This is a genomic window from Atlanticothrix silvestris CENA357, from assembly GCF_016056295.1.
Lineage (GTDB): Bacteria > Cyanobacteriota > Cyanobacteriia > Cyanobacteriales > Nostocaceae > Atlanticothrix > Atlanticothrix silvestris.
Genome location: NZ_JAECZB010000028.1, coordinates 16,804 through 40,021, shown reverse-complemented (window position 1 = coordinate 40,021; position 23,218 = coordinate 16,804). Strand labels below are relative to the sequence as shown.

Genomic DNA, 23,218 nt, shown 5'->3' with positions numbered 1-23,218 from the left:
CACACAAGTCTGATAACCTAGCTCCACAATGTTTGATCCCCCCTAACCCCCCAGGGCTGATTCATTCGATCTCTTAGAGATTTTGTCAAGAGTATGAATCAGAAATTTGCTTGAGTGGGAAAAAGAAAAACTACCACCTCAACCAGCAAATTTAAGTGCGTTCACCATTTTCTTGCCCAATCAGATTTTTTAGTCACCTGTTTTTTTTGCTTGAAACGCTTGTAAATCAGCGCCTTTTAGGGAATGAAACAGCCCTGCCCCTAACCCCCTTTCAAGGGTAGGGAATTAAAAAGTTGTTGACGTACTGTATTTTCCTTTTTCCCCAATAGTTCGGCTAAAAATGCTGAAACTGTTGTCAGCCCACTTGATTGGGTCATCACTATTCCAAAACTCCACATTGCTACGGCATCTTTTCTATTACTATTCTCGTCCATTGTCTTAATTCTTCACTCTTTACTCTTGGCATTTTGCTTCCCACACCCTTTGAGTTCTTCGCCGCATCTGCCTTGCTTCTTTTTGCGGGCTGACAACAGTAGTCTATTTTACTGCCTAAACTGCCCCTTTCTTAAACCCCTACCCTTGAAAGAGGGTTAGAGTGGGGTAAAACCGACGCGAAAAACCAGATAATTGATGTGCCTAACTGGATTAGGTTACAAAAAAACTCCTTCAAGAGAGTAGATGAAAGAGTGATTGTGAGTTTTTATTGATGGTTTTAAGACACTTTTTATAGTTTCTTATGAGTGAATTTGGTTCGCTGATGACGTTTGAGTGCTGAAGGTATGCTGATAGCACCGAGGGCAATTAAGCCAAAGATAGAGGTAGGTTCTGGGACGGTGATTATGGTTGCAGAAAAACTAATGGGTAACTCGCTATCTTCCGAACCAAAATTTTCAAAACCTGGTATAAATGGTGGCGCAGAAAAAACTTCTAAATAACCCGGTGTCGGCAAAAAACTAGCAAAAAATGGACTAGAATAGTTTCCTCCTGAAGTGAAATACCCAAAACCGTCACCTGTTAACTGCTGGGTATTCAGACTAATTAAATTGTCAACATCAAAAGGTTCGTTTCCCGGTATTGGAGTCCCAGCAGCTTGCAGACTAGTAATTGTTTCACCATTTCGTGTACCAGTAATTCCCAAAATCTGATAAAAACCCAAATTGTCAGGGGTGTCATTAGTGGTGAAAGTACCGTTCGCAGTTATGCCAGTACCAGAATAATTCCAGTTCCAACTTAAAGCAGAGGCAGCTTGTATTGTCCCGAAAATTAATCCAGATATGGTGGCGAGGGCTGTGGTAGATAGTAGAGCTAGATTTTTCATGGAGGTCAGTTAGTGCGATCGCAGATATTTCAGTTGTGAATATTGTCAAATCCCTGCGGGAGAGGGAACTCTTAACGGGCAACACTTCGTCCGTTTGTTCCCAAGACCCACCAATGGGTTGGAATACCCCACCTATAGATGGTAAGTCTTCTCTGCGAGACGCTGCGCGTCTCGCAGAGAAGACGAGAGCTTAAATCTCCCGTTATAGACAGTCTCTGTTCCCTATTCCCTGTTCCCCGTTAATAAGCAAAATACCTGATTTCTTTCTCAAAATACTTAATTACTTTCTCATTTAACCAATTTTAAAAAACAGCGATTACCTTGCTGTTCGGTAATTTCTGCACCTAAGCGATGATAAAAACTAAGCCCACGGGTATTTCGAGCGTCAGCATTCCAAGCAAGATGGGTACAGTTATTTTCCTTGGCAATTTGAGCGAGTCGAGCCATCAATGCTGTTCCTGCACCTTGATTCCTCACATCTTGATCAACATACAGATCATCAAGCCAGATACTTGGTTGACCTACAAATGATGAGTACCTAAATCCATACAAAGCAAATCCAATCTCACATTCTAAAAACTGTGCAAATAAAACGTAAGCAAAAGGATTTGTTCTAAAAAGTGTCTGGCGTATTTTGTCTTCGGAGACTCGCAACACTCCAGAAAATGCACCAATATTTCGATCAAATTCTGATTTCTTCTGGATGAATGAGAAGATTAGCGACACATCATCAAGAGTAGCAGGTCTAATTTGCATTAGTTAATCCGTGCGCGATCGCTTCAAAATTTTCTCACACAGTTTAAGGTGTTTGGGGTATTTGCATAAAATTTATTTCGTTGTTTGGGGGACAGTAAATACTATTAGCAAAAGTATCGCCAGTTTCTGCATCGATTACCCGCACAATTTTGGCGTTATCAGTGCAGACACTTCTACTTCTAGACATTCTCAACTCACCTACAACAAAACCAGTCACTATCCCCACCATTCGGTTATATTAAGAAAGGTAAACAAAGCTCAAACCCTCTTCCCTCCTGCCTCCTGCCTCGTCCCAACTACAAATATTTACGCCGTTCTACTTAAATCCATGTCTTTACTTCGTATTCTTCATTTAGTTGGTTCTGCACAGGATGATTTTTACTGTAATTTATCACGTCTTTACGCCCAAGACTGTTTGGCTGCAACAGCAGAGCGATCGCGTTATGAGTTTCAGATTGCATACATCACACCTGATCGCCAGTGGCGATTTCCTAGTTCCCTCAGTCTAGAAGATATCGCTGTCGCCCAAGCAATGCCTTTGTTTGAAGCCATACAGTTTATAACGGCGCAAAATATTGACATTGTGTTACCACAAATGTTTTGTATTCCTGGAATGACTCATTACCGCGCTTTATTCGATTTGCTGAAGATTCCTTACATCGGCAATACTCCAGATATTATGGCGATCGCAGCCCACAAAGCCAGAGCCAAAGCAATTGTCGAAGCAGCAGGGGTGAAAGTGCCCCGTGGAGAACTGCTCCGCCCAGGAGAAGTGCCCACAATTCCACCTCCAGCAATCGTTAAACCCGTAAGTTCCGATAACTCTTTAGGGGTAGTCTTAGTTAAAGATGTTAATGAATATGATGCAGCTTTGAAGAAAGCATTTGAATATAATTCGGAGGTCGTTGTAGAAGCATTCATAGAACTCGGCCGAGAAGTTAGATGCGGCATCATCGTCAAAGACGGGGAGCTAGTGGGCTTACCCCTTGAAGAGTATCTGGTAGACCCCCACGAGAAACCCATCCGCAATTATGCTGATAAACTCCAACAAACAGATGATGGCAACTTGCGTTTTGCCGCTAAAGATAATATCAAGTCTTGGATTGTAGACCCTAACGACCCGATTACCCAAAAGGTTCAGGAAGTGGCCAAGAAGTGTCATCAGGCTCTAGGCTGTCGCCATTACAGTTTATTTGATTTCCGCATAGACCCAAAAGGACAACCTTGGTTTTTAGAAGCTGGGTTGTATTGTTCTTTTGCCCCTAAAAGCGTGATTTCTTCTATGGCTAAAGCTGCGGGAATTTCTTTAAATGAGTTGTTAATGATAGGTATCAATGAAACTTTGGGCGATCAATAAAAAATTGGCGTTGCTGAGTGAGAATATGAATTTGCCGGGCTACGCCCCGCTACGCTAACACGCAGAGTCGCAGAGAGTAAGAGTTTCTCTTGCATTCTTGTCGGTTGCTTCTACAATGGTCTCTACCTGACTCAACTAGGAATCGCTATAAGATATTTAGAAAGCTTATAGTGAGATATATGCATATTAACCAGGAACTATCCTTCCCTAGCATGGGTTGCGGGACTTGGGCATGGGGAAACCAACTGCTCTGGGGATATAAAGAAAACATGGATGAACAATTGCAAGCTGTCTTTAATCTTTGTGTGAGTAATGGTGTCACTTTATTTGATACAGGCGATTCTTACGGAACTGGGAGATTAAACGGCCGTAGCGAGTTACTTCTAGGAAGATTTTCTAGAGAATATCAAGGTGTAAATCAAGAAAATATTTGTATTGCCACTAAACTTGCTGCTTACCCTTGGAGATGGACACGCCAGTCAATGGTAAAAGCTTGCCATGCTTCTGCCAAACGTTTGGGAAGAAAAGTAGATTTGGTACAGATGCATTGGTCAACGGCCAATTATGCACCCTGGCAAGAAGTAGGGCTATTAGATGGTCTAGCAGATTTATATGAGCAAGGGCAAGTTAAAGGTGTGGGGCTGTCTAATTACGGCCCTCAACAACTCCAACGTGTACATCAAAAGTTTGCCGCGCGAGGAGTACCGATTAAAACTTTGCAAGTTCAGTACTCCCTACTGTCCACATATCCTGTGACTCAATTAGGATTAAAAGATGTTTGCGATCAGCTAGGAATTAAACTAATTGCTTACAGTCCTTTAGCTTTGGGAATATTAACAGGAAAATACTCTGAAAAAGGCCCGTTTCCCAAGGGTATCCGGGGTTTGTTATTTAGGCAGTTATTACCAGGAGTGCGATTGCTTTTGGCATGTTTGCAAGAGGTGGCAGAATCTAGAAACAAAACTATGTCACAAGTAGCGCTTAATTGGTGCATTTGTAAAGGCACTATTCCTATACCTGGAGCTAAATCAGTGCAACAGGCACAAGAAAATATTGGCGCTTTGGGTTGGCAATTAGACTCTAATGAAATTGCAGCGTTAGATCAAGCGGCTGCAAGTACAGATAAAGTCATGGTACAAAACATTTTTCAGACTAAGTAAGAAAAGGGGTTAGGGACTAGGGGTTAGGAAGAAGGGGAAAGGGGCAGGGTTAAAGGGTTTGTTTCTTCATCCTTTACCCTTTAACCTTTTCCTCTCTTGTTGCTCCCCTACTCCCCTGCTCCCCTGCCATATTACTCCTCCGCTTCGGGAAGCGGAAAGATTTCCCCAGCTAAGTAAGCCTGAAAGTGTTTTTGGAAGTACAACCAAGAGGTCATATCTTCCCCTTCCGTGTATGCTTTGGGAGCTTGTTTGTATAAAGGAACGCGATGATTAATTTCGTCTTGAAGAAACTGGGGTAATTCTGTTAAACCACTGATTTTACTACCAGCGGCACTATAGATTAGATTACCAGGGCGATCGCCCATTTTCATCCAAGGAAGCCACTGACCAATTCGATCCCAACTGAGCCTGAGTTGAGAAACTGAGGGAATTTCTATATTATCTAAATCTGCGGTTGGTACTGTTAGTTTAAATAATTCTGCTGCTTGATAAGTTGGATATGGACTGTAAGCAGCGAATTTCGGATCTTCTGCTAAAGGATTAGGGTAAGTAGGAAAAATATCAAAAACAAAAGTTGTAGCATCCCCTTCTACTTGTGCAGGAAATTTACCCCCAAATTTACCCTGCACGGGATTATTCGCAACGTGTAATACTGGTACTGTCTCCCCTGTCCAAGGGTTTTCCCATTTTCGTACAGTCTCATTTGTCTCTGGGTCAAGGTAGTAAGTCAGTTCCCTAGAAGTGAAATTCCAGCTATCTTCTGCTGTCGGAATACATCTACTAACGCTTAATCCCACCATTCTAAACAGGAGTTGTCTTTTCTCACCTGGGATAAAGCTGTAAATTTTACCCGTCCAGATCAAAAATGTGGATTGGGTAGGATCAAGGGAAGAACGAGTTTTCACCCATTTTTCAGCATCTAATTCTTGGATTTGGGCAACCATCTACAATATCCTTCAGTATGTTTAGTAAGTTACCAATCTACACTTTAAACTCCTAGAAGAACTACTGGAACTGATTTTCTGCAAATATTGCTAGACAAATTTAATCCAGTAAAAATAAGGAAAATACTAAAGTCCCTACTACAAACTTACTCATCCATCCTCTGACTGACCTGTACAATTGAGAATGAGACATCAAAGCTGTTCAGCACTTTGAGTTGCTCACTGAATTTTTTCTCTAGATGCTTGTGAACTTTTTTATCGGATGTGCAGTTTGGGCATATAAAGGCTGGGTAGGTGAACTTTATCCCCAAGGAACTCGTGCTACCGAATTTCTCTCTCTCTATAGCCGTCGCTTCACTACAGTGGAAGGTAATACCACTTTTTACGCCGTACCCAACCAAGAAACTATCACCCGTTGGGCATCTGAAACACCACCAGAATTTAAATTTTGCCTCAAATTGCCACGGGATATCACTCATCAAGGTTTACTAAAACCCCATATTCCTAATGCTTTAAAGTTTTTGGAGGTCATGCGCCCGTTAAGTCAGCGCCTTGGCCCTATATTTGCACAATTACCACCAACTTATGCACCTGTATTCTTGGAAGATTTGACTGCTTTTTTGGAAGCTTGGCCGCGTACAGAAGCACCACTAGCACTAGAGGTTCGGCATCGTGATTGGTTTAATGAACCTCATACTAGTAATTTAACAGCAGTATTAGAAAACTTAGGTGTGGGACGAGTAATATTAGACTCGCGTCCCATCTACATTGGAGATGATGACCCACAGTTACAATCGGAACGTCGCAAACCTAAACTACCAGTGCAATTTAGTGTCACAGCACCTTTTAGCCTAATTCGATTTATTTCTCATCCAGATTTACCTGTGAATCAGCCTTTTATGGAAGAGTGGGTAACACAGATTCAACAGTGGTTACAGACAGAAACGCAAATTTATTTCTTTGTCCATTGTCCTTTAGAAGAGCGATCGCCTAGCACAGCGCGTTACTTTCAACAGTTGTTAGAACAGAATAATCTCGCAGTCCCACCTCTACCTTGGGATAACCTTGACTATCCCCCCAATCAGCTTAGTTTGTGGTAAAAACAGCAGGAAACAGTTAACACTGATTTCAAAAAGAGCGATAATAATTATTGCAATACTTTTTTGATCAAACTTTATATATTCGCGTTTTCTAAAAAAAGGGATCATACTCTCCATAAGTAATTTTTGTAAAGGAGGTTAAAATGAGTCGTCTACTCTATGAAAACTCAGTTTCATATAGAGGATATCTCATCATTCCATTTGTTTTTGGTAACGCAGATGGTTACGAAATTTATTCGTATAAACTTTTATCAGAAATTGGGCGTAAAAGCAAACTTCATCAGACAGAGAATCCAGCAGGTATTTATAGCAGTAGTATCAGTAATATTATTGATATTGCTCAAGAACATATTGACAAAAATTCCGAGTTTGTCAGCCAAGGGGATAATTTTAAGTCCCGCTATATCTACCACCACAACTTAATTATTGTCTTTCAAGAAAGGGGTAAATACTTTTATGATCATTACCCTCCGGAATTCTTAAATAATATCGCAGCACCGAAATTATTCAAATCCGAATACGAATGCTTGATTTGGATTAAGCAAGGACTAAATGGGCAATATATCCGACAACAAGCTAGCTAAAGGTTTGGATTTGGCGTAACTCATAATGGCTTGATTTGTGAAAGTATTACCTTTAGTGAGTTGAAAAATAATGCTGGAAGAAGATTCACAAAACAATGCGACATCATCATAAGTATTGATGGCGTTTTGAGATCTAGTAATATATCAAGAAATAATTTACGAATAGATTTGCTGTAGAAACGGCGATTTATCGCGTCTCTCCAACTCCATTTTTTGAATAAACGGGGTTCTTTTCTTTTAGATGAGTGATCATCCCCTTGCGGGGAAAGTGTTTTGGATAGCAAAGGGTGAGGGATGATTCATTTTTCCACGCCATCATGTTTCCATCCCCTTGCGCGGAAAGTGTTTTGGATACTTAAGCTTCAGGGCTTGGCGGTTGACCATCCTTTAGGGTTTCCATTCTGCGACTCTGCGCTACGCCAGTTGCTACAAGTCAGCGAAGCTGCCCAACGCACTGGCTCCTCTGCGTGATACAAATTCATATATCCACTCAGCAACGCCCCAAAATTTATGGTAGCCAAAAATCAGGCAAAATAGATTTACCCAAATCACGCACAGTTTGGTTGAGCGATCGCGCCACTTGTATATGCGCTTCATCTCCTTCTACAGGTAAAATCTTAGCTGGCTGACCTGCTTTTAAATGAGATACCACTAAATTTGCCGCTTCTAAACCAGTAACATAAGCCTTTTCTTGTGACCAAGAACCATGACGGTTGACAATCCAATCGCCACTCATAAAAACATTTGCAAAACTGGTCTGAGATGGCAACATATAGCGATAGCTACCAGGTGCAAAGTGAGTCACTGCATTTGGTAATCTAATCACACTACTATCAATTACTTTGGCTTCTCGAAATGCTGGTACACAAGTTGCCAAATAGCGCTGAACTATCGCCACAATTTCTGTATCACTCAAATTAAGAAACTGATTAGCGTGATAAAAATCAACTTCAACTACTGTTCCTAGCTCATTTTTATATTCATCATGTAAAGCATTCAAATCAAAAAACGTCCATCCTGTAGTTACATCAAACCCAAAACACGCATTAGAAGGACGAGGAATATTAATTTTACGGTCAAACCACAGCCGAGTTGCTAAAACATCAATTGCCCCTAAATTGCCCAAATTCCGAAATTCTTCTCGACTTTGTAAGCTAGCACTTGTGGAGACAATTTTCTTCATACCACTGATACCCACAGCAAAAATTACAGCATCGGCATCAAATACTTCATCACCACAAACTACACCTTTTGCCTGATTATTACTATCAACAATTAAGTCAGTAACTCGGCGCTGAGGCAACACTTTAGCACCAGTTTTGGCAATTTGTTTTACCCAAGGATGAAATATTTTTTCTCCCACAGTTCCCCGACACCAAACCACATCAAAATCAGGTTGGTGAGCCAAAATAAAAAAGTAAAGCATCCCTAAAGTTGCGGCGGCTGAACATTGTTCACCTGGAGCAAACAAACCTACCAACAACATGGGTTCAAAGGCTTCTCGATAAAGTCGAGCAGAAACGCCAAAATCTTTAAATAATTCACGGGCGGTTACAAAATCATAACGCCGCCAAGCTGCATCAGAATTATCAAAATCCACAACAGCGTAAAGTAAAGGCAAAGCACTGAGGCGATCAATAAGTGGTAGACGTTGAAACTGAGTGTAGAGAAAAGTGCCCAGCGGTGAAGGAAGTCTGGGTAAATCTTGAAAAATTGGTGATTCAACTTCTAACCCCGCAGGTGAATACTGTGCAGAACGAGTCCAGGTAGTAAAGGGATTAATTTCTAATTCGTTAATCAGGGCAAAAATATTTCTGTAAGGATACCAGAAGCCGTGAATGCCCGCTTCTACAGATTTTCCCCCTGCGGTTTTCCAACCTGCGACAAGCCCACCAGGATAAGAACCTGCTTCTAGAAGTGTCACATCGTACCCTTGTTTTGCTAAATGGTAGGTTGCGCTTAAACCAGCCCAACCTGCACCAACAACTACCACTCGTTTTTGTTGCGACCCTTCTGACATCTCATCCTCCGCCTGTTGCAGTCCATCAACTAATGTATACGAACTTGGGTTCAGTCGTAGACAGAGATTAGGAGTTGAGAGTTAGAAGAATTATTTTTTAGAACAAAGAAAAAAAGAGTAAGCGAACCCACCGCTTACTTGATTGTGGTTTTGAGACCCCTATTATTTGCAAGGCATTAGATAACTTTGACATGATTTTTCAACCATTGTGTAAACGCCTTACGCTTAAGCTTACCCGATGCTAGCGATAGTATAATTACCTCCTGCTCATCGAAAGAAGCATCAATTTCTAGACCATTCATGACCAGAAAAACTTCCATTGCTGCATGACCAATCCGTTTATTACCATCGATAAATGGATGATTCATTACCAGCGAAAACCCGATTGCCGAAGCCTTATCAACAAGTGTCGGGTAAAGCTCCTGCCCGCCAAAAGTCATACGAGGTTGAGCGAGTGCAGATTCTAAAGCACCCAAATCTCGTATACCCAATGCGCCACCAGACTGCTCGATAATTTGACGATGAAGTTCGACAACTTCAAAAAGTAATAAGTAGCGAATCATGCTAATCGTTGGTAAAGTTCAGCATTTTTTCGCAGCACATAACTAGCGGCTTGGTTAAACTCACTTTTTGGGTAGTTTAACAAATCTTCTAGACTCGCAGATAACAATTCTTCAGTAGAGATCCCTAACTTTTGCGCTAATTCCTGTAATTTTTGCAGTTGGTGATCTGTAATATTAATTGTTATAGCAGCCATGTTTCCTCTTCCTAGCTAGTCTTTGTCTTACATTATCTTGCATTCATCCTTCATTAGCTATCACAGCCTCTAAATCTGTCTTTTTCTACCTAACGTAACAATTCAGAGCTTCTACAGATTAAAGACTTGAGGTTTTACCAGTTTGTGCTTGTGTTTCAATAGGCTTAACATCGCTATAGCCCATTTCACCAGCGATCGCCCGTAATACCGAAATTTGCCCTTCAAAATCTAGTTCTTCAATTTGGGAAAGTAGATTATTAATCGCACCAGTTGAATTGTAATCGCCTGGCATATCAACTACTGTATCACCCATAGCAACTGCCCAAGCATACCAAACTAACAGTTGATTGTTTTCTTTTAAAGCGCCATAAGCACGAGAAGATTCTGTGTCTTTGCAATTAACTATATCCCGCATAATCCCTAGTTGTTGATCATCGGATAATTGCAAATAATCTCCTAACAAAAGCGGTGCTAATTCGGGATCAGCAGCAGTTGGAGCCGCGGGAGTGATGGAGTCACCCATTTTTTCATAAACAAAGTATAGCCAAGCTAATTTAGCATCGGTATCTAAGGCATTAAATGCTTCTACCGCCTTTTGAGTTTCATTGCTCTGGGCTTGAGAAACTGTTTTTTTAGAACTAGCAGTCATAAATTATTTCCACAAAAATTTTATAGGCCAAATTAATAATTACCAAAGTTGCACAATTAAAATCTACTTCCAAGGGAACAATTTTTATTAATTAAATATTTATGCTTTTATCTATCTTTTAGGAGAGGTTAAGATCTTTCTCAAGATGCCAAGGTCTTAATAGAAAATTTGTTACGATCGTCCTCGACATCCAAAAAATTACTCAAGGTATTTAAAGTTATGGCTGATAAAGATAAAGTAAAACCTAATGTCAATGAAGCTCCTACCCATGATGCACAATTAGCAGCTGAAAATATGGCTAGTGGTGAAGAGAAAACACCAAGTGTTGATTTTGATGCTGATTATGCAGCTGCACAAAAATTTAGTGTCAGCGAAATTGACCGCACAAATGAAGGTGCAGCAGCAGCCAAAGCAGCAACAGCACCTAAACGTGAAGTTCCTCAAGCAAAAGAAACTAATACTGAAGCCAAAGCTACTGGTAATCCTGGTGATTATGCAGAAATGGCAGGTGAAGTTGGTGGTTCAAAGACAGAGGGTGTAGCTGATGTCAGTGACGATCTAGTAAAAAAAGCTTTAGAAAAAGGTGAAAGAAAAAATTAACTTTGAGCAGAGAGTCAATAGCCAACAATAAATTTTATTAGGGTAATATTTTTACCTGGAGTAATTAAGCTTTGGCTATTGATTAATCAACAATTTTTAATAACTTCTAATAATTCATTCGGTTGATGAATTAGAAAGTCTGGGTTCTGCTGGGCTAAAACTTTCTGAGAATTGAATCCCCAAGTTACAGCGATAACCTTGATATTGGCTTTTTTCGATGCTTCTATATCTCTGGTTTCATCTCCCACATAAATCACTGCTTGAGGTTTGAGTTGTTTTTGCCTTAATACATTATTAATGATTGTTGTTTTACCAAAAATTGTTACTCCTGAGTAAATAAAATCAAATAGATTATCCAATTCATTGTTGTTCAAAAAAGCTGTAACATTTTCTTTAGAGTTAGACGTAATAATTCCTAGCTTATAACCATGATTTTGGAGATCAATTAATGCTTCTTGGATTCCAGGAATGGGTTTAAATTCCTGGATTTTATTTTTTAATTCTCCTTTAACTTTTTTAAGCAGGAAGGGTATTTTAAATAAAGAAATACCTGAATATTTGATAATTTCTCTAGAAGTTAAATTCCTCAGAAGAGCTAATTCTTGTGGGGTTATTTGTACATAGTCAAACTCTACTGCTAACCGATTGGCAATGCTTACGAGAGCATCTACTGTATCTGCAATCGTGCCATCAAAATCAAAAATAATTACTTTCTGGGTCATTCTCTCGCCTGGATGCGTCAAGATTAGCACGGGCATTCCGTCGTAACATTTCTGGCTTAATCCGCCGCAAAGCTGATGCCGGAAATCGTTTATCCCACTCCTCATTTGAGATTTCCGCTAATTCTATCAGTTCGGGCGCAAGATTCCCAGGATAAGGCTGAAAATCTACGACATCAGTTGTGTTGGCAAAGCGTTGATTCCAAGGACAAACATCTTGGCAAATATCACAACCAGCAACCCAGCCTTGCAAATGGGGTGTGATGGTTTCTGGTAATTTTTCCGCCCGATTTTCGATTGTATGATAAGCAATACAGCGATTAGCGTCTACTACAAACGGCTGGGTAATCGCACCAGTAGGACAAGCTTCAAGACAACGAGTACAGCTACCGCAGTGTTCTGTATGGGGGCGATCGCTCTCTAATTCCAGATTTGTCAACACTTCTCCCAAAAATACCCAAGAGCCATACTCTCGTGTAATCACATTACCATTTTTAGCAATCCAACCAATTCCAGCTCGTTGCGCCCAAACTTTATCTTGCACTGGGCCTGTGTCTGCATAATATCTAGCTTGGATGCCTAGATCAAGTGATTCTAACCAAGTAGTCAGCGCCTTGAGTTTTTTGTGCATCACTTTGTGATAATCTCTCCCCCAGCCATAACGGGAGATTTTGGCATATTCGTCGCTTTCAGGACGTTGATGTGGTGTGTAGTAATTAAGGGCCACACACACTAGCGATCGCGCCTCTGGCATAATTAAGCTAATATCTTGACGCTTGGGATTATTCATCCATTCCATATCAGCGTGATAACCCAGCGTTATCCATGCTTGTAACCTTTGGGCATCTGTATTAATTGCCTCTACAGCAGTAATTCCTACTTTGTGGAATCCCAATTCTTTAGTTTTTTGTTTGACTGCACTGCTGTTTGTTACGGAATACTGATTCATTTTCTTGATTTTAAATCCACAGGGACTTAGAGCTTTGCCAAAATTTAGATTTGCAATGAACTAATGAAATACTCTACTCATTGCATGTTTTGATAGGTATATTTTTGAGCATTCTGGCAATCTACCCCAGTAGCAGGTTATTTTATATCTATTTTTATATTCAAATTGATATTTAGCTAGCTTGATACAGGTAATTTTATGAATGCTGCTGAATCTTTGGCTACTAGTGACAAAACTGATGTGAACATAGCAAAACTAGAACTTCAGATTGAGGGAATTACAGAAGCCAGCATCCTGAGGTATTTTGAAACTTTAAATGCAGGAGAATTTCAGGCAACTGCTGCTCTATTCGCTGACGATGGGGTGATGCATCCGCCCTTTGAATCTGATATTGTCGGGCCAGATGCGATCGCAACCTATTTACACAAAGAAGCTCAAAATATTCAAGCAAATCCCCACCAAGGAATAATCGAAAACTTAGAAAATGACCAAATCCAAGTTCAAGTAACAGGTAAAGCCCAAACTTCTTGGTGTGGTGTGAATGTATTATGGCTATTTATCCTTAATCAACAAAAGCAAATCATCTACACTCAAGTGAAACTCTTAGCTTCTCCCCAAGAATTACTTTCATTGCGTCCAGAAAATTAACCGTAGTCTCTCAACCATAAAACTGCCATGAGGGTTTGTGGATATTGCATAAATACCTTTGGCAATACCCAATCCCACATTTGACTATCCAAAATTGGTATTAACCAGTCTGCTGGAGTTCTGGTAGAGTGGCTTCTAACTTGAGACAGTTAGCACCATCCACTTGCAACTGATACTCTACCTTATCCATCAGACGATTCATAATTAGCCATCCATAACCGCCTTCTTGTTTGTCTATGGGGTTTGGCGGTAGATAAGTGGACATATCAAAACCTTCGCCGTAGTCCCAAATTTCTAAGGCAATATCTCGCTCTTTCAGTTCCAACCGCAGTAAAACTGGTACATTTGACTGTTCTTTGTGGGCATGACGTACTACATTAGAGTATGCTTCCACCAAAGCTAGGCGTAAACGACTTGATTGCCGTGACCAATCAACTGATTCTCCTAGTTGGATTTTCAAGCATCCCAGTAACCAGTGTTCGACGATATTTAAATAATTCAAATCGCTTGGTATATGCAGCTCACTTTTCATTACTTATAAAACCTCCAGTGAAAGTATAGTTTGGTCATCTTCCTGAACATGGTTATCCGCCTGGATGCGAGCTAGTAAATTATTAAGGGAAAGTGGTTTTAGCTCATCTTGTAATAGTTGCCAAAGACCATCTTGATTCAGCATAGAACGGCTAACTGGGTGAATGCCACCCCCGGTTTTTTCGGACTGAAATAGTTGATTTGATACAGTTGCTTCGGTAATACCATCACTAGCTAACAGTAAGGTGTCTCCAGAAGCAAGAACCAACTTACCCGATTGTGCCTGCCATCGAGGTAAAATGCCTAAGGGGATACCGCGTACTTTTAGATAATTTGGTTTTTCCGTTACAGTAGTTTGCCGTGACCAAAGCAAGGGATAGATATGACCAGCATTAGCGTACACTAGCTCCCCGGTAGTAGGGGTATAACAGGCTAGAACTACGGTAATGAAGCAGTTATTGCTGATTAAGTCGTTGCACAGAGCGTGATTAAGGTTATGCATAACCACATTCGGCTCGGCTGGTGTTTCTTGAGATAATTCCCGGCGTAACACTGAAATCGCACTGGCCATAAATAAAGCAGCGGGAACACCTTTACCGGAAACATCACCTACTGCTAACCACAAGTCGCCTTTGGGATGGACAAAAACTTCAAAAAAATCACCGCCTACTTCACGAGCTGGGTAGCAACAAGCTTGTAATTTTGCGCCTTTGATATCAGGTAAGGTTTGGCGTAGCAGATTATTTTGAATTTGGCGAGCGACTTCCAATTCTGCACTAATCTGCTCTTGTTTTTCTTGGAGGCTTTGGTAGAGTTTTACCTGAGAGAGAGCTAAAGCTGCTTGTTCAGCAACACCTGTAATCAGTTGGATATCTTCATTTTGCCAAGAACAATTACGTCCCCATTGGTAGATAGCAAGTACAGCTAGCAGGTGTTGCTGATAAGAAATAGGTATAATTAGTTGATTATATGGTTCACCATTGTATGTATTTTCAGTTAGCTGATAACGACGGGTTTCCAGAACTTTTTCAATTAAAAGACTAGGATCGAAGTCAATACAAGCTAAATTATATTTAGGATCTTGGTAAGAAAATCGGTCTTGTGTGAGGCGATCGCCCTCTACTGGTCTAAGCAAACAACAAGTAGCTTCAAATGCTCGCCCAACTGTGACTGCAATCTTTTGCAGCATACTGCTGTAATCCAAAGACTCCCGAATTGCCGTTGTCACTGCATTAAATAAAGATTCTCGCCGCAGGGCCCGACGCAGTTCTTGAGTACGTTTCTTAACTAGACGGTATGTATCAGTTGCTTGATCGACTAATACCTTCAGCCGTTCGGGATTCCACGGTTTGGTGATATACTTGAACACCTGACCAGAGTTAATTGCATCTACCAAATCTTCAACATCAGTAAAACCCGTTAGTAAGATCCGAATCGTATCGGGAAAGCGTTCCACTGTATGACTGAGAAACTCAGTGCCATTCATCTCTGGCATTCTTTGATCCGAGATAATCACAGCCATCTCGCCTTCTTTGTTTAAGATTTCGAGCGCACTCAGGGCATTGTTGGCTTTATAGACTTGAAAGTCCCGCCTAAAAGTACGGTAAAGTAAATCTAAGTTGTCTAGCTCATCATCTACCACCATGAGCTTGAGTTTTTCTACCTCTTTTTCAGTCATATTTGACTTTAAATTTTTAGATACTTGAAATTGTGAGATAGGATATTGCAAACTTTATCCCACCCCTTAATCAACGAATAATCAAAAAGTAAAAGTAATCTTTAAAGAAAAGTTACCCAATTTAAACGTATAACTTTACTCCCAGTCTTTAACTTTACTTTAATTTACTTAAGAGTCGCTAAACCCCAAAATTCGCTTTATCCCACTAGCCCAGAGCGCAAAGCGCGTACTGCTGCTTGGGTACGGTCATCGGCGCATAGTTTATTCAAAATATTGCGGACGTGTGTTTTCACAGTTCCAACTGTAATGTAAAGGCGTTCTGCAATAACTGCATTGCTGCAACCTTCGACGATCAACTGTAACACTTCCAATTCTCTTTCTGTCAGGGTATAAGAGTCAATAAATTCCTGATTTTCTCCGAAATCTGGGTTTTGAGTCTGGTTTTTCTGATCTGTAAGTCCTCCTTCTGGTAATCGGGGATTTTGTTGGGCTTGTTGTAATACAATCCTTGCGATCGCTGGATCGATCCAAGCGTTGCCATTGTAAGTGACTCGCACTGCTTCCAGCAAATTATCAAACTTGATATCTTTCATACAGTAGGAGTCTGCACCAGCTGCAAAAGCTGCCAACACCGCTTCTTTGTTATCCCGCAGTGTTAAAATCAACACTTTCGTTGGCGAATCTTCTCCATTAGAAGCGGATTTTAATTCCCTTGTCAGTTCTATGCCATCTTTATCTGGTAAACCAATATCAATAATTGCAATATCAGGTTGTACCTTTTTTAACATTCTCAGACCTTCCGCAGCAGTTGCAGCTTCTCCGACAACTTCAATTTCTTCTTTTTGTAGTAGTGCTGTCCGAATACCCACACGGGTAAGGTCATGATCTTCAATCAGAGCAATGCGAATTTTACTCATAGCCAACTTCCGCCCTTTACACTACCTTAACTGTAAAGTTGAGTTTACTCAAAAGTCTGATGTAGATGAATTTTAAAGACATCGCACCGTGTGCGACTTTCTTTAAAACCTAACCCCCAGCCCCTTCCCTGCAAGGCAAGGGGAGCAAAAATCAAAGCCTCTCTCCGTTTCAAGAATAAGTTGCACATCGCATAGACATCTGTATAAAAATAAATATCAGGATGCTGTCTGTTCATTAGAGATTTTTTTTCGCTAAATGAATGCAGACCAGTACTTGTGTTGTGGTTAATCTCCTTAGCTACGAATTATAGTGATTTAGTTAGAAACCGAGTTTTAGTCCTTAATTACTCACCGTTATGTCAACAGACACCTAAGCATTGACAAAAATTGGGTTTGTATTCCTAGATATTTGTCTAAAATAGGCGATTAAAAGCTATTTGCATATTATAAGATATTTTTATTACCGAAAATACTCAGTATCCTGTCTTAATCTAGCACCTTCATTTACTTAAGAAAGATAGATTGCTTAGTTTTCATTGGCTAACGAGTCGAATGATTTGCTGCTAAAATTTCCACAGACACCTATTAAAAAATTTGATAAACTATCGTTCGAGATCATCTGGTGTGAGAATAATCAAAATAGGCTATGTCTAAACCGCCTAACGCGTTTTCGGTACTGGGAATACCAGTTCATGTCATGAGTAACTATCCAGGCTGGTTGCTAGAATGCCTGCATGCTAGCAAAGGCGCTCATGTGGTTACACTCAATGCAGAAATGACAATGCAAGCAGAACGGAATACCTGTTTAGCTCAAGCAATTCAAGATGCTGAGCTAGTGATTCCAGATGGTGCAGGGGTAGTTCTGTATTTGCGGTGGCTTTTTTGGCAAAAAGTTAAACGTTGTCCGGGGATTGAATTAGCAGAAACACTGTTGCAAGAAATTGGTCAACAGCAGCCAGATGCAAAAGTGTTTTTTTATGGAGGAGCGCCTGGGGTCGCAGCCAAGGCCGCAGAGTTTTGGCAACAACAAATTCCTACTTTGAGGATGGCAGGTACTCACTCCGGTTATCATTCTCCAGAAGAAGAAGAGCAATTGCGACAAACTCTCACTCAATTGCAGCCGCAAGTAATTTTTGTGGGCTTAGGAGTGCCACGTCAAGAATTATGGATTGCCCAAAACCGTCATTTATGTCCCCAAGCAATTTGGATTGGCGTTGGTGGCAGTTTTGATATTTGGTCAGGGACAAAAACTCGCGCTCCCGCTTGGTTGGGAAAAAACAATTTGGAATGGTTGTATCGGCTTTATCAAGAACCTTGGCGCTGGCGACGGATGTTAGCTTTGCCAGAGTTTGCTTGGAAAGCTTTTGTTTATCGTTTAACTGTCAGGAATGCAATTGGCTAGCAACTGATGAACCGAATAGTTCGCTTTGAAATTATTGTCTGGTTGTGTTGAGTTGCACCGTCTTGATCTTATTTGAGACAATGCAATCAACATCAACTCTGGCAAAATCAGCGCTTGAGCTTCTAGTCAGTGTAGATGTCGCTCAAAACATTGATTTTAAAGGGCATTTTCGAGAACTAGAGGTTGAAGGTTTAATTTTGAGATCCGACTTGAACAGCGATCGCATTAGTGCAGGTTAAGTTGTAAAAGCAACGATTTTAACTTGCGAAGATCAAATGAAGTTGTATTTGCAGTACGCATAAGAGAAACCACCCTAATACAGATTGGAGGCTTCAAGAGACAAGAAACATTTTATGATCCAAATGTAATATTTATAACATCAAACGGTATTCATGTTTCCGCTATGGTTGGCGCTTGATAAGACTTTAGGGAAGTAAAATAGGGTCAATCCTTTCTTTAATTATTGATGATGGATGGAATTACTGTAGAGCGACAAAAGCTAGTTGAAGCAGTTAACACCCTACCTGACGATGTTTTGCTTGAGCTTGCTAATTTTCTTGACTATCTTCGTTACAAGTCAGTTAACCTCAAACAGCCTGAAAACAAAAATGCTGCCGATTTTTTATTGACTGTTGCAGGTTTGGGTAACTCTGGTCAACACGATATTTCAGAGCGAGATGAGGAGATTCTAAGCAATGAAATTCATCCTGTTTATGGCTGGAACCTCAAACTAAATAACTCTGCATGACAGCAATACTCGATACCAGTTTTCTATTTGCATTAACGGATCAAGGCGATCGTAATCATGAGCGTGTGTTAGTTACTGCTCAAAGCACAAATGAAGCGTTGATTCTACCCGTGGTTGTCTTGCCTGAAATTTGTTATCTGATTGCATCAAGATTAGGACACAAGGCAATGCGGCATTTCGTGTCTAATCTTACAAGCAGTAGTGTTGAAATTGAGCCTGTTTTATCAGAAGATTTGGCGCGAATACATGAAGTTTTAGAAAAATATGCCGATACTCAACTTGATTTCACAGATGCAGCAATTGTTACTCTAGCGGAGAGACTTGTTATTACTCGCATTTATACCCTTGATCGTAGAGATTTTTCGATCATTCGCCCAAATCATTGTGATTACTTTGAGCTACTACCCTGACCCAACAACAAATCTATTAGCGTGCTGGAAGACTTGGAGATGTCTCTACTCGAAGAACGGTTCATCAACGAAAAACCGATTATATCTTACGTAAAAATACGGGAACTTTAAAAAAATTTTATTTTTAGTTTATCTATTTGATATTCCCAGGTTGCGCCTGGGAATCCTTATTTTAAGGTGAATCTTCAATAGAGAACTTGAGGCTACTTGATTAAAGTTTATTTTAATACTGAATAGGGATTTTTAGACAGCTGCCGTCACCCAGCAAAGAAGAACCGTAATAAGTATTTATCTCACAGATGAGCGCATCATAACCCCGTTTATACCTTAATTCCAATGACAACTGCTATTAAAACTCCAACCAAGACTGACAAATCCATTCATCAACAGGACAGTGAAAATCAACGGCATAGTAGTAATACAGCTGCAATGGTGCAACTGCGTTCTGTGACAAAAACCTATACCAATGGCTATGACGCTCTGCTGGATGTGAACTTAGAGGTTAAACAAAAAGAATTTCTGTTTATCACCGGGCCCAGCGGTTCTGGGAAATCAACACTCTTAAAACTGTTGTATGGTCAGGAGTTACCAACACAGGGAGAGGTGATGGTTGATGACTGTAATGTAGCGGCTTTGCGGGGCGATCGCTTGTCATTATTGCGGCGGCGTATTGGCATTGTGTTTCAAGACTACAAACTGATTCCCCAGCGGACAGTGGCGGAAAATGTAATGTTTGTACTCCAAGCCCAAGGGTATACCCGCAAAGAAATTCACAGGCGTTTAGAACCAACTTTAAAACTGGTGGGTTTGCTTTCTAAAGCCGATTGTTTTCCCGATCAGCTTTCTGGGGGAGAGCAACAGCGAGTCAGTATTGCACGAGCAATTGTAGGAACACCACCGCTGCTATTGGCAGATGAACCAACAGGAAACCTCGATCCAGATAATTCTTGGCAAGTGATGCAGATTCTCCAAAAGTTAAATGCCTTTGGAGCAACAGTAATTGTTACTACCCACGATGAACAACTGGTACGTCGGTGTAATCATCCAGTAGTACAAGTCCGCGATGGACAATTGTATAGGAAATAGTCAATGGTGAGAATTTGAAATATTGACTTTGAACTCTTGAGGCTTAACTTTTAACTTGGGGTAGCAAAGTGGAGTTGCAGCGCTGGATGCTAGCATCTGTGGGCTATCCAAAGTTTGTAAACTCTCAAAAGCTGCCTCTCTAATAATTGGCTCCTTTTCTTGGGTGAGTAGAAGTTGTAAGCATTGAACAACATTTTGCTGCACCGCAGCATCAATTTTTCGACGGGTGATGAATTTAGTGAGTTGACGGACGGCAATCAAACGCTTTAAGGGGTCTTGTTCCGTTAAATTAAGTAATAAACACTCAAAATTATCTTCTTTTCGATTTTCGTAAAAGTTGATGATTTGCCACACCAACAAAATTAAAGTTAACAGCGTTCCTAAACCTTGCACAATAGCACCAGCAGCAATCCAAGGGCTGTTGGAGTCAACCCAGATGGCGGCTGCCATATAAGTGCTGATGGTGGCAATACCCCCACTACCAACAGCTAAAGCTAACCGACGATTGGGCCCATTTAAAATCCTCTGAATCTCTGACCAGCGCAGCTGCCAGTCCCATTTCTGCATTGAGTAGACTAGTAACATTACCCCAACGCCTACCAAAAGCGCCAATAGCAGTTTCCAGTTCCACAACAACATAGCAACGACAATGGTTAGAAAGCCGAAAATGCCTCTTGCACCAGAGAAAGGCTTAAAGACTCGTTGTTTTGGGCTTCCTCCTGTCTTGAAGTCTAAAAGCGGCCAGTTGGGGTACTGGTTAATTAATTGCTGCCAAAAAGCCGAAGCCTTTGCCACAGTGTTGACCTACTTAATTACAAAATTGCCTAATGTAGTAAGAATACCTGGGCTAGGTCGAGTCAGAGCAATTTTGTTACTGATTTTTTAGAGTTTTAAGTTAAATACAAAAACGAAAATTATCAAGAGTGAATTGACCATCAAAAGCACAGAAGCTTACAGAGTAGATGTCAGGCGCTTTTATGGATAACAAGGTGTTGGGGGGGACAGCCGAGTCGGAATTAGCGAGATTGGCTCCTGGGAGTATTGTTTGAGCTAGCAATTGGCGATCGCGATCGTAGGCAGACAATACTAACCGTTGTGAACTGGTGACAAAGGCACTAACACAGTTAACAGGTTGTAAAAAATTAGCTTCTAAAAATCCGCCCTTGGATAAACTCATTAGTACTGTTGACCCTGAAAGGGTTGGAAATGCTGGGTTTGACGGTTGTATTGCTAGGGTATTGTGAAAAATAACACCCCAGTGTTCATACTGATGTTCTACAGATTCAAAACACTTCAAATCTTCCAAATTCAGACAAATACACCCAGGTACAACAAATTCAGCGTTGTCAACTACTTCTTCAAACTGAACCCGCGAAGCTGAAGCCTTAACTAGGTTATGGTTTTGCACATCACAGTTTTCAAGCTCAAATTTTGCATCTTCAAACGCTTGTACTGTATTCGATTGAAGAGTAGCTTGTTTCACCATGACACCCCGCCCTAGCATTACTTAAAAAATTATTAAATAATTAATTAGATCAAAAACTATTTTTTCTAGATATAAAACTAGAATTAGCAACTTTTTATAATGAGCGCTTAATTGTTTTATACGCTCAAAGTTATCCGTAAGTTTTCTGATAGACTACCATAAAATAAATTGCTTTGTAATTATCAACTAAGTAATACTAGTAACTAACCCCAATCCTTGCTAGTCAATAATTTCAGCCAATTCATGATTTTAAAAAATGAAAAAAATCACCAAATCTTCACAAGTATTTCAGTAATTTTACATCTACTTAATCTGACAAAGGTGAGAGGTGTAAGAGTCATGGATTCGCTGATAATAGCAATCGAGAGTACAAATTAAATAAATATAAACTTACCTATGTTTCAGCCACAGGGATTTGAGCAAAAGTCTATAGTTACCTCATTAGGTAAAATGGCTTACTATACTGCCACTGGCTCACTTTGGCAGGACGATGCGATCGCAAAATCTGACCAGGAAACTTTGGTCTTCCTACACGGCTTTGGTGGTGGGTCTTCTAGTTATGAATGGTCGAAAGTGTATCCTGCCTTCGCTGCTGAATACCGTATTTTGGCACCAGATTTAATTGGCTGGGGTAAATCTGAGCATCCAGCCCACAATTACAAGCTAGAAGATTATTTAATAACGATTCGGGAATTTTTTGAGCAGACCTGTACAGGCCCAGTCACAACAATCGCTTCTTCTTTAACTGCGGCGTTGACAATTCGAGTTGCGATCGCCCATCCTGATCTATTTAAGTCTTTAATCTTGATTACACCTGCGGGACTTTCTGACTTCGGCGAAGACTACTCCCGTAGCTTTTTTGCTCAGTTAGTTAATCTTCCCATTGTTGACCGCTTGCTCTACAGCACCGGAATTGCCACGAGTAATGGGATTCGCAGTTTTTTAGAACAACGGCAATTTGCTGAACCTAATCGAATATATGAAGAAATTGTAGAGGCTTATCTCCAATCTGCTCAACAGCCTAATGCCGAGTACGCGGCTCTGTCTTTTGTAAGGGGTGACTTGTGCTTTGATTTGTCTCTTTACATTCAACAGTTGACTACTCCCACCGCCATAATTTGGGGACAAAAGTCACAATTTACTGGCCCAGAAATTGGTCGCCGCCTCGCCGAAAAAAATCCTCAAGCGATTCGGGTGTTTCAACAATTAGAAGATGTAGGGTTAACGCCGCAGTTGGAACTACCAGCAGTGACAATTGGATTAATTCGACGGTTTTTGCCTTTGCTTAATTAGTCAGTAGTCAGTAGTCAGTCGCAAGTGGCTACTGGTTACTATTAGCGATCGCAGTTTACTAGCTAAATTTTTTGTGTGACTTTGCGATCGCTATTAAATGATTTGA

At 40.6% G+C, this 23,218-nt stretch carries 28 protein-coding genes; 12 read left to right on the top strand and 16 right to left on the bottom strand.

Annotation, left to right across the window (positions count from 1 at the left end):
- Positions 1-260: 260 nt before the first annotated feature.
- The 4 genes from I8751_RS13070 to I8751_RS13055 form a co-directional block, all read right to left on the bottom strand.
- Positions 261-434, bottom strand: coding sequence for a hypothetical protein (locus I8751_RS13070; RefSeq protein WP_214439592.1), 174 nt, complete (start codon positions 432-434; stop codon positions 261-263).
- Positions 435-724: 290 nt separating this feature from the next.
- The gene (locus tag I8751_RS13065) at positions 725-1,318 is read right to left on the bottom strand and encodes a PEP-CTERM sorting domain-containing protein (RefSeq protein ID WP_214439591.1); all 594 of its coding nucleotides are present in this window, start codon (positions 1,316-1,318) and stop codon (positions 725-727) included.
- 288 nt (positions 1,319-1,606) lie between these two features.
- Positions 1,607-2,074 (bottom strand): GNAT family N-acetyltransferase, encoded by a 468-nt coding sequence (locus tag I8751_RS13060; RefSeq protein WP_214439590.1) that lies wholly within the window; start codon positions 2,072-2,074, stop codon positions 1,607-1,609.
- 43 nt (positions 2,075-2,117) lie between these two features.
- The gene (locus I8751_RS13055) at positions 2,118-2,261 is read right to left on the bottom strand and encodes a hypothetical protein (protein ID WP_214439589.1); all 144 of its coding nucleotides are present in this window, start codon (positions 2,259-2,261) and stop codon (positions 2,118-2,120) included.
- Positions 2,262-2,402: 141 nt separating this feature from the next.
- Here I8751_RS13055 and I8751_RS13050 point away from each other — a divergent pair, with 141 nt between their 5' ends.
- Both I8751_RS13050 and I8751_RS13045 read left to right on the top strand, forming a co-directional pair.
- A complete protein-coding gene (locus I8751_RS13050) occupies positions 2,403-3,431 on the top strand; it encodes a D-alanine--D-alanine ligase family protein (protein ID WP_214439588.1) in 1,029 nt (342 codons plus the stop codon).
- 179 nt (positions 3,432-3,610) lie between these two features.
- Entirely contained in the window at positions 3,611-4,591 is a 981-nt protein-coding gene (locus I8751_RS13045; protein ID WP_214439587.1) for an aldo/keto reductase, read from the top strand.
- 131 nt (positions 4,592-4,722) lie between these two features.
- Here I8751_RS13045 and I8751_RS13040 read toward each other — a convergent pair whose 3' ends face one another.
- Positions 4,723-5,535, bottom strand: coding sequence for a DUF1838 domain-containing protein (locus I8751_RS13040; RefSeq protein WP_214439586.1), 813 nt, complete (start codon positions 5,533-5,535; stop codon positions 4,723-4,725).
- Between the two features lie 245 nt (positions 5,536-5,780).
- Here I8751_RS13040 and I8751_RS13035 point away from each other — a divergent pair, with 245 nt between their 5' ends.
- Complete coding sequence (locus I8751_RS13035) at positions 5,781-6,635, top strand: DUF72 domain-containing protein (protein ID WP_214439585.1); 855 nt, start codon at positions 5,781-5,783, stop codon at positions 6,633-6,635.
- A 143-nt stretch (positions 6,636-6,778) separates the two neighbouring features.
- Positions 6,779-7,219 (top strand): hypothetical protein, encoded by a 441-nt coding sequence (locus I8751_RS13030; protein ID WP_214439584.1) that lies wholly within the window; start codon positions 6,779-6,781, stop codon positions 7,217-7,219.
- Between the two features lie 508 nt (positions 7,220-7,727).
- Here I8751_RS13030 and I8751_RS13025 read toward each other — a convergent pair.
- The 4 genes from I8751_RS13025 to I8751_RS13010 form a co-directional block, all read right to left on the bottom strand.
- Positions 7,728-9,239: a hydroxysqualene dehydroxylase gene (locus I8751_RS13025; protein ID WP_214439583.1), complete on the bottom strand. Its 1,512-nt coding sequence runs from the start codon at positions 9,237-9,239 to the stop codon at positions 7,728-7,730.
- Positions 9,240-9,415: 176 nt separating this feature from the next.
- On the bottom strand, positions 9,416-9,802 hold the full coding sequence (locus I8751_RS13020; RefSeq protein WP_214439582.1) for a type II toxin-antitoxin system death-on-curing family toxin: 387 nt from the start codon (positions 9,800-9,802) through the stop codon (positions 9,416-9,418).
- Positions 9,799-9,996, bottom strand: a complete 198-nt coding sequence (locus I8751_RS13015) for a DNA-binding protein (RefSeq protein WP_214439581.1) — start codon at positions 9,994-9,996, stop codon at positions 9,799-9,801. The genes I8751_RS13020 and I8751_RS13015 overlap by 4 nt, the downstream gene beginning before the upstream one ends.
- A gap of 118 nt (positions 9,997-10,114) precedes the next feature.
- A complete protein-coding gene (locus tag I8751_RS13010) occupies positions 10,115-10,645 on the bottom strand; it encodes an orange carotenoid protein N-terminal domain-containing protein (protein WP_214439580.1) in 531 nt (176 codons plus the stop codon).
- A gap of 219 nt (positions 10,646-10,864) precedes the next feature.
- Here I8751_RS13010 and I8751_RS13005 point away from each other — a divergent pair, with 219 nt between their 5' ends.
- Positions 10,865-11,245 (top strand): hypothetical protein, encoded by a 381-nt coding sequence (locus I8751_RS13005; RefSeq protein ID WP_214439579.1) that lies wholly within the window; start codon positions 10,865-10,867, stop codon positions 11,243-11,245.
- Positions 11,246-11,331: 86 nt separating this feature from the next.
- Here I8751_RS13005 and I8751_RS13000 read toward each other — a convergent pair whose 3' ends face one another.
- Both I8751_RS13000 and queG read right to left on the bottom strand, forming a co-directional pair.
- A complete protein-coding gene (locus I8751_RS13000) occupies positions 11,332-11,967 on the bottom strand; it encodes an HAD-IA family hydrolase (RefSeq protein ID WP_214439578.1) in 636 nt (211 codons plus the stop codon).
- A complete protein-coding gene (gene queG / locus I8751_RS12995) occupies positions 11,942-12,913 on the bottom strand; it encodes a tRNA epoxyqueuosine(34) reductase QueG (RefSeq protein WP_214439577.1) in 972 nt (323 codons plus the stop codon). The genes I8751_RS13000 and queG overlap by 26 nt, the downstream gene beginning before the upstream one ends.
- Before the next feature lie 198 nt (positions 12,914-13,111).
- Between queG and I8751_RS12990 the strand changes: the two genes are divergently transcribed.
- Positions 13,112-13,561, top strand: coding sequence for a nuclear transport factor 2 family protein (locus tag I8751_RS12990; RefSeq protein ID WP_214439576.1), 450 nt, complete (start codon positions 13,112-13,114; stop codon positions 13,559-13,561).
- A 100-nt stretch (positions 13,562-13,661) separates the two neighbouring features.
- Here the strand turns inward: I8751_RS12990 and I8751_RS12985 are convergent, their stop codons facing one another.
- The 3 genes from I8751_RS12985 to I8751_RS12975 all read right to left on the bottom strand — a co-directional run bounded on the left by I8751_RS12985 (position 13,662) and on the right by I8751_RS12975 (position 16,687).
- Positions 13,662-14,093 (bottom strand): ATP-binding protein, encoded by a 432-nt coding sequence (locus I8751_RS12985; RefSeq protein WP_214439575.1) that lies wholly within the window; start codon positions 14,091-14,093, stop codon positions 13,662-13,664.
- A 3-nt stretch (positions 14,094-14,096) separates the two neighbouring features.
- Positions 14,097-15,770, bottom strand: coding sequence for a SpoIIE family protein phosphatase (locus I8751_RS12980; RefSeq protein ID WP_214439574.1), 1,674 nt, complete (start codon positions 15,768-15,770; stop codon positions 14,097-14,099).
- 197 nt (positions 15,771-15,967) lie between these two features.
- Positions 15,968-16,687 (bottom strand): response regulator transcription factor, encoded by a 720-nt coding sequence (locus I8751_RS12975; RefSeq protein WP_214439573.1) that lies wholly within the window; start codon positions 16,685-16,687, stop codon positions 15,968-15,970.
- A gap of 646 nt (positions 16,688-17,333) precedes the next feature.
- On the opposite strand from I8751_RS12975, the gene I8751_RS12970 reads away from it, so the two are divergent.
- The 5 genes from I8751_RS12970 (at position 17,334) to ftsE (ending at position 20,333) form a co-directional block, all read left to right on the top strand.
- Positions 17,334-18,089 (top strand): WecB/TagA/CpsF family glycosyltransferase, encoded by a 756-nt coding sequence (locus I8751_RS12970; protein ID WP_214439572.1) that lies wholly within the window; start codon positions 17,334-17,336, stop codon positions 18,087-18,089.
- Positions 18,090-18,169: 80 nt separating this feature from the next.
- Entirely contained in the window at positions 18,170-18,328 is a 159-nt protein-coding gene (locus I8751_RS12965; protein ID WP_214439571.1) for a hypothetical protein, read from the top strand.
- 227 nt (positions 18,329-18,555) lie between these two features.
- Positions 18,556-18,837 (top strand): hypothetical protein, encoded by a 282-nt coding sequence (locus I8751_RS12960; RefSeq protein ID WP_225894132.1) that lies wholly within the window; start codon positions 18,556-18,558, stop codon positions 18,835-18,837.
- Positions 18,834-19,247 (top strand): type II toxin-antitoxin system VapC family toxin, encoded by a 414-nt coding sequence (locus tag I8751_RS12955; RefSeq protein ID WP_214439570.1) that lies wholly within the window; start codon positions 18,834-18,836, stop codon positions 19,245-19,247. The genes I8751_RS12960 and I8751_RS12955 overlap by 4 nt, the downstream gene beginning before the upstream one ends.
- 336 nt (positions 19,248-19,583) lie before the next feature.
- Complete coding sequence (gene ftsE / locus I8751_RS12950) at positions 19,584-20,333, top strand: cell division ATP-binding protein FtsE (protein WP_214439569.1); 750 nt, start codon at positions 19,584-19,586, stop codon at positions 20,331-20,333.
- Here the strand turns inward: ftsE and I8751_RS12945 are convergent, their stop codons facing one another.
- Both I8751_RS12945 and I8751_RS12940 read right to left on the bottom strand, forming a co-directional pair.
- A complete protein-coding gene (locus I8751_RS12945) occupies positions 20,334-21,128 on the bottom strand; it encodes an armadillo-type fold-containing protein (protein ID WP_214439568.1) in 795 nt (264 codons plus the stop codon).
- A 100-nt stretch (positions 21,129-21,228) separates the two neighbouring features.
- Positions 21,229-21,819: a hypothetical protein gene (locus tag I8751_RS12940; protein WP_214439567.1), complete on the bottom strand. Its 591-nt coding sequence runs from the start codon at positions 21,817-21,819 to the stop codon at positions 21,229-21,231.
- A gap of 396 nt (positions 21,820-22,215) precedes the next feature.
- Here I8751_RS12940 and I8751_RS12935 point away from each other — a divergent pair, with 396 nt between their 5' ends.
- Complete coding sequence (locus I8751_RS12935) at positions 22,216-23,112, top strand: alpha/beta fold hydrolase (RefSeq protein ID WP_214439566.1); 897 nt, start codon at positions 22,216-22,218, stop codon at positions 23,110-23,112.
- Positions 23,113-23,218: the final 106 nt, after the last annotated feature.

Excerpts from the sequence above, each read along its gene's own strand:
- I8751_RS13070 (WP_214439592.1), bottom strand. The coding sequence starts at position 434 with ATGGACGAGAATAGTAATAGAAAAGATGCCGTAGCAATGTGGAGTTTT.
- I8751_RS13065 (WP_214439591.1), bottom strand. The coding sequence starts at position 1,318 with ATGAAAAATCTAGCTCTACTATCTACCACAGCCCTCGCCACCATATCT.
- I8751_RS13060 (WP_214439590.1), bottom strand. The coding sequence starts at position 2,074 with ATGCAAATTAGACCTGCTACTCTTGATGATGTGTCGCTAATCTTCTCA.
- I8751_RS13055 (WP_214439589.1), bottom strand. The coding sequence starts at position 2,261 with ATGTCTAGAAGTAGAAGTGTCTGCACTGATAACGCCAAAATTGTGCGG.
- I8751_RS13050 (WP_214439588.1), top strand. The coding sequence starts at position 2,403 with ATGTCTTTACTTCGTATTCTTCATTTAGTTGGTTCTGCACAGGATGAT.
- I8751_RS13045 (WP_214439587.1), top strand. The coding sequence starts at position 3,611 with ATGCATATTAACCAGGAACTATCCTTCCCTAGCATGGGTTGCGGGACT.
- I8751_RS13040 (WP_214439586.1), bottom strand. The coding sequence starts at position 5,535 with ATGGTTGCCCAAATCCAAGAATTAGATGCTGAAAAATGGGTGAAAACT.
- I8751_RS13030 (WP_214439584.1), top strand. The coding sequence starts at position 6,779 with ATGAGTCGTCTACTCTATGAAAACTCAGTTTCATATAGAGGATATCTC.
- I8751_RS13025 (WP_214439583.1), bottom strand. The coding sequence starts at position 9,239 with ATGTCAGAAGGGTCGCAACAAAAACGAGTGGTAGTTGTTGGTGCAGGT.
- I8751_RS13020 (WP_214439582.1), bottom strand. The coding sequence starts at position 9,802 with ATGATTCGCTACTTATTACTTTTTGAAGTTGTCGAACTTCATCGTCAA.
- I8751_RS13015 (WP_214439581.1), bottom strand. The coding sequence starts at position 9,996 with ATGGCTGCTATAACAATTAATATTACAGATCACCAACTGCAAAAATTA.
- I8751_RS13010 (WP_214439580.1), bottom strand. The coding sequence starts at position 10,645 with ATGACTGCTAGTTCTAAAAAAACAGTTTCTCAAGCCCAGAGCAATGAA.
- I8751_RS13005 (WP_214439579.1), top strand. The coding sequence starts at position 10,865 with ATGGCTGATAAAGATAAAGTAAAACCTAATGTCAATGAAGCTCCTACC.
- I8751_RS13000 (WP_214439578.1), bottom strand. The coding sequence starts at position 11,967 with ATGACCCAGAAAGTAATTATTTTTGATTTTGATGGCACGATTGCAGAT.
- queG (WP_214439577.1), bottom strand. The coding sequence starts at position 12,913 with ATGAATCAGTATTCCGTAACAAACAGCAGTGCAGTCAAACAAAAAACT.
- I8751_RS12990 (WP_214439576.1), top strand. The coding sequence starts at position 13,112 with ATGAATGCTGCTGAATCTTTGGCTACTAGTGACAAAACTGATGTGAAC.
- I8751_RS12985 (WP_214439575.1), bottom strand. The coding sequence starts at position 14,093 with ATGAAAAGTGAGCTGCATATACCAAGCGATTTGAATTATTTAAATATC.
- I8751_RS12980 (WP_214439574.1), bottom strand. The coding sequence starts at position 15,770 with ATGACTGAAAAAGAGGTAGAAAAACTCAAGCTCATGGTGGTAGATGAT.
- I8751_RS12975 (WP_214439573.1), bottom strand. The coding sequence starts at position 16,687 with ATGAGTAAAATTCGCATTGCTCTGATTGAAGATCATGACCTTACCCGT.
- I8751_RS12970 (WP_214439572.1), top strand. The coding sequence starts at position 17,334 with ATGTCTAAACCGCCTAACGCGTTTTCGGTACTGGGAATACCAGTTCAT.
- I8751_RS12965 (WP_214439571.1), top strand. The coding sequence starts at position 18,170 with ATGCAATCAACATCAACTCTGGCAAAATCAGCGCTTGAGCTTCTAGTC.
- I8751_RS12960 (WP_225894132.1), top strand. The coding sequence starts at position 18,556 with ATGATGGATGGAATTACTGTAGAGCGACAAAAGCTAGTTGAAGCAGTT.
- I8751_RS12955 (WP_214439570.1), top strand. The coding sequence starts at position 18,834 with ATGACAGCAATACTCGATACCAGTTTTCTATTTGCATTAACGGATCAA.
- ftsE (WP_214439569.1), top strand. The coding sequence starts at position 19,584 with ATGACAACTGCTATTAAAACTCCAACCAAGACTGACAAATCCATTCAT.
- I8751_RS12940 (WP_214439567.1), bottom strand. The coding sequence starts at position 21,819 with ATGGTGAAACAAGCTACTCTTCAATCGAATACAGTACAAGCGTTTGAA.
- I8751_RS12935 (WP_214439566.1), top strand. The coding sequence starts at position 22,216 with ATGTTTCAGCCACAGGGATTTGAGCAAAAGTCTATAGTTACCTCATTA.